General features: G+C 57.3%; 10 protein-coding genes. All 10 read left to right on the top strand.

What is annotated here, in order from left to right; translation table 11 throughout:
• Positions 1 to 69 precede the first annotated feature (69 nt).
• The 10 genes from MIH19_RS16515 to ureC all read left to right on the top strand — a co-directional run bounded on the left by MIH19_RS16515 (position 70) and on the right by ureC (position 10,814).
• On the top strand, positions 70 to 1,593 hold the full coding sequence (locus MIH19_RS16515) for a sensor domain-containing diguanylate cyclase (RefSeq protein WP_249005909.1): 1,524 nt from the start codon (positions 70 to 72) through the stop codon (positions 1,591 to 1,593).
• Between the two features lie 269 nt (positions 1,594 to 1,862).
• Positions 1,863 to 3,161 carry an urea ABC transporter substrate-binding protein gene (gene urtA, locus MIH19_RS16510; RefSeq protein WP_249005908.1) on the top strand — a complete coding sequence of 433 codons (1,299 nt, stop codon included), beginning with the start codon at positions 1,863 to 1,865 and terminating at the stop codon, positions 3,159 to 3,161.
• Between the two features lie 107 nt (positions 3,162 to 3,268).
• Positions 3,269 to 4,873 carry an urea ABC transporter permease subunit UrtB gene (gene urtB / locus MIH19_RS16505; RefSeq protein ID WP_249005907.1) on the top strand — a complete coding sequence of 535 codons (1,605 nt, stop codon included), beginning with the start codon at positions 3,269 to 3,271 and terminating at the stop codon, positions 4,871 to 4,873.
• 4 nt (positions 4,874 to 4,877) lie between these two features.
• Positions 4,878 to 6,002 (top strand): urea ABC transporter permease subunit UrtC, encoded by a 1,125-nt coding sequence (urtC, locus tag MIH19_RS16500; RefSeq protein WP_249005906.1) that lies wholly within the window; start codon positions 4,878 to 4,880, stop codon positions 6,000 to 6,002.
• Positions 5,999 to 6,823, top strand: coding sequence for an urea ABC transporter ATP-binding protein UrtD (gene urtD / locus MIH19_RS16495; RefSeq protein WP_249005905.1), 825 nt, complete (start codon positions 5,999 to 6,001; stop codon positions 6,821 to 6,823). The genes urtC and urtD overlap by 4 nt, the downstream gene beginning before the upstream one ends.
• A gap of 35 nt (positions 6,824 to 6,858) precedes the next feature.
• Positions 6,859 to 7,557 (top strand): urea ABC transporter ATP-binding subunit UrtE, encoded by a 699-nt coding sequence (gene urtE, locus MIH19_RS16490; protein WP_249009034.1) that lies wholly within the window; start codon positions 6,859 to 6,861, stop codon positions 7,555 to 7,557.
• A 14-nt stretch (positions 7,558 to 7,571) separates the two neighbouring features.
• Entirely contained in the window at positions 7,572 to 8,465 is an 894-nt protein-coding gene (locus tag MIH19_RS16485) for an urease accessory protein UreD (RefSeq protein ID WP_249009033.1), read from the top strand.
• A gap of 18 nt (positions 8,466 to 8,483) precedes the next feature.
• Positions 8,484 to 8,786: an urease subunit gamma gene (ureA, locus tag MIH19_RS16480; RefSeq protein ID WP_249005904.1), complete on the top strand. Its 303-nt coding sequence runs from the start codon at positions 8,484 to 8,486 to the stop codon at positions 8,784 to 8,786.
• A 10-nt stretch (positions 8,787 to 8,796) separates the two neighbouring features.
• On the top strand, positions 8,797 to 9,114 hold the full coding sequence (locus MIH19_RS16475; protein ID WP_249005903.1) for an urease subunit beta: 318 nt from the start codon (positions 8,797 to 8,799) through the stop codon (positions 9,112 to 9,114).
• A complete protein-coding gene (ureC, locus tag MIH19_RS16470; protein ID WP_249005902.1) occupies positions 9,111 to 10,814 on the top strand; it encodes an urease subunit alpha in 1,704 nt (567 codons plus the stop codon). Before MIH19_RS16475 ends, ureC begins: the two co-directional genes overlap by 4 nt.
• Positions 10,815 to 10,816: the final 2 nt, after the last annotated feature.

The raw sequence follows: 10,816 nt of genomic DNA, 5'->3' as shown, positions 1-10,816 counted from the left end.
GCTGAAACCGAGGGTCGCATCGCCATAGACGCATTTTGGAAATAGTATGCCTACACCCAGAGATAATCGATGAGCGTCCAAAAAATACGCGGGCCTTGGATAAGTACGGTAATCGCCTCACCCTGCACCAAGTATTTTTTCGTTTTACTCGCCGTTGTCAGCTTGATCGCAAGCATTGAGATATGGCCCTTATCCGTAAACCATTCTTTTATCGAGCATGGCCTTTATTTTCTGGTGATGGCCACGTTTGCCATTACCTGCCCATTCATTGCTTACTATATCCACGTTACTCATCGTATCCAAAAAGCATTCAAACAGGCTGAATCCGCATCAGAGGCGAGCCTCAAGAACGAGCAGCTCATCAGAACCATCGTTAATAGCACGCCAAATATGATGGGCTATTGGGATCGAGATTTACGCTGCCGCTATGCCAACAATGCTTTCAGCGAATGGTTTGGCATGCCACCCGAAGACGTTATCGGGATTCGGTTTCAGGACCTGGTCAGCGAGCAACTTTATGCTCTGAATGAGCCCCATCTTCGTGCCGTGCTGGCGGGTGAACCGCAGCGTTTTGAGCGCACCCTGAACAAAGTCGATGGCAGCGTCGGGCATATTATCGGGAACTATATTCCGGATTTTGAGGACGATGGCAGGGTGCGAGGGTTCTCGATTCAAGCCAGTGAAGTAACGGTTCTGAAGGAGGTTGAGGCAAAGCTCAAGCTGGCCGCGTGTGTTTTCGACAATACGCTCGATGGTGTTCTGATTACCGATGTTAACGGCGTGATTTTATCGGTCAATCCAGGGTTCGTTGAAATTACGGGCTACACCCTTGAGGAATCCGTCGGGCAAACGCCTCATATCCTGCATTCCGATCGGCATGACCAAGCGTTTTATGCGTACATGTGGGGGGAAATAAAAGCTAAGGGGCGCTGGCATGGCGAGATATGGAACCGCCGTAAAGACGGAGAGCTTTACCTGCAACGCATGACCATCAGCATGGTGCGCGATGAGGCCGGCGAACCCATTCATTATGTCTCTGTGTTCAGCGACATTACGGCACTTTGGCGTAAAGACGAGCACATCCGGCACTTGGCGTTTCACGATGCCTTGACCGACTTGCCCAACAGAACCTTATTGATGGACCGGATTAACCAACAGGTTCTCCACGCCAATCGCGAAGAGAGCCATTTCGCACTGATGTTTCTCGATCTTGACGGGTTTAAGCTCGTAAACGACCAACTTGGTCATAAATTCGGGGACGATTTGTTAAAAGATGTGGCGAAACGGCTACTGGCGCTGGTGCGAAGAACCGATACCGTAGCCCGTGTGGGTGGCGATGAGTTCATATTTCTTCTTAACAACCCGCAAGGAAGAGCCGAAATTATCGAAGTCGCGAACCGCATTGTTACCTCGATTAATGAGCCCATCGAAATTCTTGGTGAGGTGCTTCAAATAGGCGTATCGCTGGGTATTGCCATCTTCCCCGATGATGGGGACACCGCCGCGGATTTAATCAAACATGCCGACGGTGCAATGTACGCCGCCAAAAGCCAGGGTAAGAACAATATCCGGTTTTTTTTGGCTGAGCATTAGTCCCGTTCGAAACCTATTTTGCTGAAATAACGCCCCGCACTTTTTAACCCAACCTCGGATACCTTAGCGCGCACCAATTGTGAGCATGGGGCTTTCGGCTGCGTGTGTTTTGGTGCATTGCGCTTTTAGGTTGTTTCGATTTTATTCGTCTTTTTGGCGTTAACTTGTTGAATTTATATATAAATGATCATGGTTGGAACGTTCCATGCAAAGTGAGGGTTGTGTTGCTGACGAACAGCGCAATTCATCAAGACGCAAAGGAAGACGAAATGAGCATCAGAAAACACGTGAAACTGGGCCTCTCTGCACTGGCGCTATCCATCTCTTTCAATAGTTTTGCCGCGGAAGACCCGATCAAGGTGGGTATTCTGCATTCCCTTTCCGGAACCATGGCCATTAGTGAATCTACCCTGAAAGACACCATGCTGATGCTGATCGAAAAGCAGAATGAAGCGGGTGGTATCCTCGGCCGCCAGCTTGAGCCGGTGGTGGTAGACCCCGCGTCTAACTGGCCGCTGTTTGCTGAAAAAGCCCGCGAGCTATTGGCGAAAGAAAAAGTCGACGTTATTTTTGGTAACTGGACCTCGGTGTCACGAAAGTCGGTACTGCCAGTTATAGAAGAGCTGAACGGCTTGCTGTTTTACCCGGTTCAGTATGAAGGCGAAGAGTCGTCTGAAAACGTGTTCTATACCGGTGCGGCGCCCAACCAGCAGGCGATACCGGCCGTTAACTATTTGATGAACGACATCGGCGTTGAGCGTTGGGTGTTGGCCGGTACCGATTATGTGTACCCGCGCACCACCAACAAGATTCTGGAAACCTACCTGAAAGCACAGGGCGTGGCCGCCGAAGACATCATGATTAACTACACGCCTTTCGGACATTCCAACTGGCAGGCGATTGTCTCGGATATCAAAGCGTTCGGCAGCGCCGGCAAGAAAACCGCCGTTGTTTCCACCATTAACGGCGACGCCAACGTTCCTTTCTACCGTGAACTGGGCAATCAGGGCATCGATGCCGCCGACATTCCGGTGGTCGCGTTCTCTGTGGGTGAACAGGAACTGTCAGGTATCGACACTGGCCCGCTGGTCGGCCACCTGGCAGCCTGGAACTACTTCATGAGCGTAGATGCCGACGCCAACTACGACTTCATTGACGCCTGGGTTGCCTACACCGGTAGGGAAGACGCCGTCACCAACGACCCGATGGAAGCCCATTACATTGGCTTCAACATGTACGTGGAAGCGGTGAAAAAAGCCGGTACCACCGATGTGAACGCGGTGAAAGACGCCATCATCGGCGTAGCCGTGCCCAACCTCACCGGTGGCATCGCCACCATGATGCCCAACCACCACATCACCAAACCGGTTCTGATCGGCGAGATTCAAGACAACGGGCAGTTCTCGGTGGTGTGGCAAACACCGTCAACGGTGGTGGGCGATGCCTGGTCTGACTTCCTGCCAGGGTCAAAAGACCTGATCAGCGACTGGCGCAAGCCGATGTTCTGCGGAAACTTCAATGTGGTCACTGGAACCTGCGGCGGTAAAGCGGCGGTGGCTGCCGAGTAAGGCCAAGTGGCCTGACCCGTTTTGCGGGCGGGATTGGTCCCCCGTCCGTTTTTTAGCACCGCGTTTTTCGCTCGACCCTCTTAGTTAAATAAAAACAGGACACAACCATGGGCATCATCCGATCGCTCAGTCAGCTTCTGCTTGTCTGTTCTCTGTTCTGGCCAGGCTTTGCCCAGGCTCAGGTGGAAGACACCGAAGCGCAACAACTGCTCACGGCACTGGCGGACTCGTCATTTACAGAAAAAAAAGCCGTGGTTAATCGCATTGCAGGCAGCGGCGATGAACGCGCCCGGGGTTGGCTGGAATCGTTTGCCAGCAACAAACTGGCCCGCATTGAATCCAGCGGGCAATTCATCATCGTGACGGACAATCGCGGCCGTAACTGGACCGTGCAAAGCGCACTGACCGGAGAAAATTTGGGCGAATTCTCCCGCCGGGACATCGACACCGTTCGCGTTAACAATGCGTTGCGTGGCGAACTGGAAGACATCCTTTCTGTGATTGACCTCAAAAGCCCTAACCAAAGCAGCCGTTTATCCGCTGCCCGCGCCCTGAAAGGCAGCGTAGACAGCGCCTTGGCCGAACGCGTGCCGGGCCTTATTGATACCGAGCAGAGTGAGCCGGTTCGCGCCGCATTGACCGAGGCACTGGCCATCTACCGCGTGGCCGAGCAGGGCGATCTGGCGGCGGTTGAAACCTTGTCGGGCAGCCTGAATTCGCAAGCCCGCGCTGCCCTGCAGCAAGCCATGCGCAGTGACGATCCGGCGTTGGTTGCGGCTGCGACGAAAGCTATGGACAGCATCGAACAAAAACTGACCCTGAACCGCGCCGCTGAAACCCTGTATTTCGGCCTGTCGCTGGGTTCGGTTCTGGTGCTTGCCGCCATCGGCCTGGCCATTACCTTTGGTGTGATGGGCGTGATCAACATGGCCCACGGCGAGCTGATTATGCTGGGTGCCTACACCACCTGGGGCATTCAGCAACTGCTGCCGGGCCAGCCGGGCCTGGCGCTGATTCTATCCATTCCTGCTGGTTTTCTGGTGGCGGCACTGGCCGGAGTGGTGATTGAACGCACCGTTATCCAATACTTGAAGGGCCGCCCGCTGGAAACTCTGCTGGCCACTTTTGGTGTCAGCCTGATTCTGCAACAGCTGGTGCGCACAGTGGTTTCCCCGCTGAACCGCACGGTGATTACACCGGAGTGGATGAGTGGCTCGTTGATGATCAACGAAGCCCTATCACTGACTCTCAACCGGCTTTACGTGATTGGTTTTGCGCTGGTGGTGTTCGCCGGGCTGATGCTTATTATGCGTAAAACCCGCCTGGGGCTAGAGGTTCGGGCGGTTACTCAGAACCGGGCCATGGCCCGTTCTATGGGTATAAGAGCCACCCGCGTCGACATTCTCACCTTTGCCTTGGGTTCTGGCGTTGCCGGCCTGGCGGGCGTGGCTTTATCACAGATTACCAACGTTGGCCCCAACCTGGGCCAGAGCTACATCATCGATTCGTTCATGGTGGTGGTGTTCGGCGGCGTAGGCAATCTGTGGGGCACGCTGCTGGCCGGATTGACGCTTGGCACCATCAATCAGCTGCTGGAACCCTGGGTGGGTGCGGTGCTGGCCAAGATTCTGGTGCTGGTGATGATCATCCTGTTCATTCAGAAACGGCCTCGGGGATTGTTTCCCCAGAAAGGCCGTGCAGCGGAGGGGTAAGGACATGTGGCTAACAAGACCTTTGGCTGAACGCTCCACTCAAACATTTTTGGGCGTTCTGTTTGCAGCGCTGGCGGTGGTTACGGTGCTGCACCTGGCCCTGCCGGAAGACAACGCGCTGCATGTCAGCGCTTACACCGTTACCTTGCTGGGCAAGTATCTGTGTTACGCCTTGCTGGCTGTGGCTGTCGATTTGGTGTGGGGTTACCTGGGCATTCTGAGCTTGGGCCACGGTGCGTTTTTTGCCCTTGGTGGCTATGCCATGGGCATGTACCTGATGCGCCAGATTGGCGATCGCGGCACCTACGGCGACCCGGTTCTGCCGGATTTCATGGTGTTTTTGAACTGGCAGGAGTTGCCCTGGTACTGGCTGGGTTTCGACATGGCCTGGTTTGCCTTTGCAATGGTGCTGCTGGCGCCCGGCCTTCTGGCGCTGGTGTTTGGCTTTCTGGCGTTTCGGTCGCGGGTGACGGGTGTTTACCTGTCTATCATCACCCAGGCGCTGACCTTTGCGCTGATGCTGGCGTTCTTCCGCAACGAAATGGGCTTTGGCGGTAACAACGGCCTGACCGATTTCAGAGACCTTCTGGGCTTCAACCTGCGCACCGACGCCACCCGCCTGGGGCTGTTTCTGGCCACCGGCGTGGCGCTGGCGATTGGTTATGTGATTTGCCGCGGCATTGTCACCAGCAAACTGGGCCGCGTGGCGGTGGCCTGCCGCGATGCCGAAGCGCGAACCCGCTTTCTGGGTTATCGGGTGGAACGTGTGCAGTTATTCGTATTCGTGATATCGGCCATGCTGGCGGGCGTAGCCGGCGCCTTGTATGTGCCCCAGGTGGGCATCATCAACCCCAGCGAATTCTCGCCACTGTTTTCCATCGAAATTGTGGTGTGGGTGGCTTTGGGTGGGCGCGCCACGCTTTACGGCGCGGTGATTGGTGCCGTGCTGGTGAACTACGCTAAAACCGTGTTTACCGGCGTGATGCCAGACGCCTGGCTGTTCGCCTTGGGTGGCCTGTTTGTTCTGGTCACGGTGTTCCTGCCCAAAGGCATTGCCGGGCTGGTGTTCAGGCCTAAAAAAGCCGCTACCCCCGCCAACAATCCCGACTCGCAGGAGGCCACCGTATGAGCTTTTTTCAGGAACTGGCCAATCGCGACAAGGTGTTTAACTTTCTTGTTCCAGATGAATCGCCGGTCGACGTTCGCCACGGGCCTATTCTGTATTTGGAAGATGTCAGCGTGAGCTTTGACGGCTTCAAGGCCATCAACAACCTGAACCTGACCATCGACGACGGCGAGCTGCGCTGCATCATCGGGCCTAATGGAGCGGGCAAAACCACCATGATGGACATCATCACCGGCAAAACCCGCCCCGACACCGGCTCGGTGTGGTTCGGCAGCCGTCACAATCTGTTGACGAAAAGCGAACCCGACATCGCCTCGCTGGGCATTGGCCGCAAATTCCAGAAGCCTACGGTGTTTGAAGCACTCACGGTGTTTGAAAATCTGGAGCTGGCCATGGCGACCGACAAACGCGTGTTGCCTACGCTGACCGCGGTACTGAACGGCGAATGCCGCGACCGCATCAACGAAGTATTGGAACTGATTGGCCTGCGCAACCTGCGCGCTGCCTTGGCCGGCATTCTGTCCCATGGCCAGAAGCAATGGCTGGAGATTGGCATGCTGCTGATGCAAAAACCGCGATTGTTGCTGGTAGACGAACCCGTGGCCGGCATGACCGAACAGGAAATGGAACGCACCGCCGAACTGCTCACCACTCTTGCCGGCAAACAGTCGGTTGTTGTGGTGGAACACGACATGGGCTTTGTGCGCTCCATTGCCCGCAAAGTCACCGTGCTGCACCAGGGCAGCGTGCTGGCGGAAGGCACCATGGACCAGGTGTCTAACCACCCGGACGTCATCAAGGTGTATCTGGGGGAGGAAGCCTGATGCTAACTGAGAGCCTGATGCCCATTGAAAGCCTGATGCTGAAAATCCAGAAACTGGAGAAGTATTACGGCGAAAGCCACACCCTTTGGGATCTGGAACTGGACGTGCCCCAAGGCCAGTGCACCTGCGTTATGGGCCGCAACGGCGTGGGCAAAACCACGCTGATGAAATGCATTATGGGTGAAGAAGCCGTAAAGAGCGGTTCCATCACGTTCGCCCAGGAAATCGAGCTTACCCAGAAAAAAATAGAAGACCGCGCCCGCCTGGGCATCGGCTACGTGCCCCAGGGCCGGCAGATTTTCCCGCTGCTGACGGTGGAAGAAAACCTGCGTACCGGCCTGGCGGTGCGCAAAGACGGCAGCAAAAAGATTCCCGAGCGCGTGTACGAACTGTTTCCTGTGCTAAAAGAAATGCGCCACCGCCGGGGCGGCGACCTCTCCGGCGGTCAGCAACAGCAACTGGCCATTGGCCGGGCGCTGGTGATTGAACCCCGCCTGCTGATTCTGGACGAGCCGGGGGAGGGTATTCAGCCCAACATCGTCACTCAGATTGGCGAGGTTATTCGCAGGCTGATCAAAGAAGACGGCCTGACGGTGCTGCTGGTGGAGCAAAAACTGCCCTTCGCCCGCAAATACGCCGACCGCTTCGCCATCCTCGACCGCGGCCGCCGCGTAGCCGAAGGCGAAATCGCTGGTCTGACCAACGAACTCATTAAAAAGCACCTGACGGTATGACTGTATTTCGGCCCATAGCGGCCTTTCAGTCGCCAGAACAGGATTCCGGCCACCGCTTCGACCCACAAAGGCGCTGGGCTGCGGCCTTGTCTCTGGGTTTTGACCTGCGCAACGACGGGCCAGGCAGCACCGTTACCCGGCTAGCGCGTCGCAAACACCACGGCCCGTTGCGAGTGCAGCGGCCGTTTTACCCGGAAGGCCGCAACGGTTGCTGCCACGTGTACCTGCTACACCCGCCGGGTGGGCTGGTCAGCGGTGACGAACTGCGTATTGATGCCACTGTGGAAGAAGGCGCGCACGTGCTGCTAACCACACCCGCCGCCGCCAAACTCTACAAAGCTGACAGCTATGGTGTGGCCTGGGGCCAACACACCCGCTTGCACGTCGCCAGCAACGCCACACTCGAATACCTGCCCCAGGAAACCCTGGCGTTTGACGGCTCCCGCGGCGAACAGACCACCACCATTGAACTGCACACCGGCGCCAAATGCCTGGGCTGGGAAATTCTCGCCCTTGGCCGCCCGGCCAGCCAGTTGCCGTTCGCATCCGGCCACCTGGAACAGCGTTTCCAACTGCGGATGGACGGCCAGCCGCTATGGCTGGAACGCCAAATCATGAACCCCGAACACCGTCGCTTCAAAGGCCCCTGGGGGCAGGGCGGCGCAACCGTTCAGGCCACCTTGTGGGTTGTTGGCCTGGAAGACGAAGCCGCCGCGATAGAAATTCTGCGCGCCGCACTGCCGGCAAACCCGCGCTGGGCCGTTACTCGCCGCCGGGGCGTGGTGTTGTTGCGTTATCTGGGGCAAGAAAGAAACGAAGCCTGGGCTTTATGCCAGCAAGCCTGGGAGTTATTGCGGCCCTTGCTGACCGGCAAAGCGGCGATAGTGCCGCGGATATGGCTGACCTGAGATCAGAGGAATAACAAAATGGAACTGACACCAAGAGACAAAGACAAGCTAATGCTGTTCACCGCAGCCCTGCTGGCCGAACGCCGCAAAGTGAGAGGCCTGAAACTGAACTACCCCGAAGCCATCGCCCTGATCAGCGCCGAGATAATGGAAGGCGCCCGGGACGGCCGAACCGTTGCAGAACTCATGAGCAGCGGCGCGGAAATACTGACCCGCGACGACGTGATGGACGGCATCGCCGAGATGATTCCCGAAGTGCAGGTAGAAGCCACCTTCCCGGACGGCACCAAACTCGTCACCGTTCACAATCCCATTGTATGAGGGCCGCGCCATGATTCCCGGAGAGTACCAACTGAAAGACGGCGACATAGAACTCTGCGCCGGCCGCGAACGCATCACCGTCGACGTCGCCAACACCGGCGACCGCCCGGTACAGATCGGCTCCCACTACCACTTCGCCGAAGCCAACCCGGCGCTGACGTTTGACCGCGCCAAAGCAACAGGCTACCGCCTTGACGTAGCCGCGGGCACCGCCATTCGCTTCGAGCCCGGCCAATCCCGACAGGTCACCTTAATTCCGTTCGCCGGCAGCAGAAAAATCTACGGTTTTCGAGGCGAAGTGATGGGAAATCTGGAGGCGAAGACATGAAAATCACAAGACAAGCCTACGCCGACATGTACGGCCCCACCACCGGCGACCGGGTAAGATTAGGCGACACCGACCTGTGGATTGAAGTCGAAAGCGACGCCACCCACTATGGCGACGAAGTAAAATTCGGCGGCGGCAAAGTCATCCGTGACGGCATGGGCCAAAGCCAGCTTGCTGACGACACCGTGATGGACACCGTCATCACCAACGCCCTGATTCTGGATTGGTGGGGCATCGTTAAAGCCGACGTTGGCCTGCAAAACGGCCGCATCGCCGCCATTGGCAAAGCCGGCAACCCCGACACCCAGCCAGACGTAACCATCGTTATCGGCCCTGGTACCGAAATCATCGCCGGCGAAGGCAAAATTCTCACCGCCGGTGGCATCGACTCTCACATCCACTTCATCTGCCCCCAACAGATTGAAGAAGCCCTGATGAGCGGCATTACCACCATGCTCGGCGGCGGCACCGGCCCGGCCACCGGCACCAACGCCACCACCTGCACACCCGGTGCCTGGCACATGGGCAAAATGCTGCAGGCCGTCGACAGCATGCCGATGAACATCGGTTTTCTGGGCAAAGGCAACGCCAGCCTGCCCGAAGCCCTGGAACTGCAAATAAAAGCCGGCGCCATCGGCCTGAAACTGCACGAAGACTGGGGCACCACCCCGGCCAGCATCGACAACTGCCTCACGGTGGCGGACAAATACGACGTACAGGTGGCTATTCACACAGACACCCTGAACGAATCCGGCTTTGTGGAAGACACCCTGGCCGCGTTTAAAGAACGCTGCATTCACACCTACCACACCGAAGGCGCTGGTGGCGGCCACGCGCCTGACATTATCACTGCCTGCTCCAAACCCTACGTGCTGCCGTCGTCTACCAACCCCACGCGGCCCTACACCGTGAACACCATCGACGAACACCTCGACATGCTGATGGTGTGCCACCACCTAGATCCGAACATTCCCGAAGACGTCGCCTTCGCCGATTCACGCATTCGTCGCGAGACCATCGCCGCGGAAGACATCCTGCACGACCTGGGTGTTATCTCGATGATTGCCTCTGATTCCCAGGCCATGGGCCGGGTGGGCGAAGTGGTGTGCCGCACCTGGCAAACTGCCCACAAAATGAAACAGCAGCGGGGCCTGCTGCCGCAAGATGAAAGCTTGGGCGCCGACAACTTTCGTGCCAAACGCTACATCGCCAAGTACACCATAAACCCTGCCATCACCCACGGCATTGGCCATGAAGTAGGCTCGGTAGAAGTGGGCAAGCTGGCGGACCTGGTGTTGTGGAACCCGGCGTTTTTCGGCGTAAAGCCAGCTCTTATTGTGAAAGGAGGCATGATTGCAGCTGCGCCCATGGGCGACCCCAACGCCTCCATCCCCACGCCCCAGCCGGTGCACTACCGCTTGATGTTTGGTGCCTTTGGCAAAGCCGCCAGCGCCACGCGCCTGACGTTTGTCAGCCAGGCGGCGTTGGATGCGGGCGTTGGCAAAGCACTGGGCCTGGACAGCCCGCTGGCGGCCTGCAAGAACGTACGGCAGGTGCGCAAGGCCGACATGAAACTGAACGACGCCTGCCCACACATCACCGTAGACCCGCAAACCTACGAAGTGTACGCAGACGGCGAGCTACTCACCTGCGAGCCGGCCAGCGAATTACCACTGGCCCAGCGCTACCACCTGTTTTAAGG

The organism is Marinobacter sp. M1C, assembly GCF_023314135.1.
Lineage (GTDB): Bacteria > Pseudomonadota > Gammaproteobacteria > Pseudomonadales > Oleiphilaceae > Marinobacter.
Note: the sequence above shows the minus strand (reverse complement) of the source record. Positions and strands in the feature narration are given on the sequence as shown.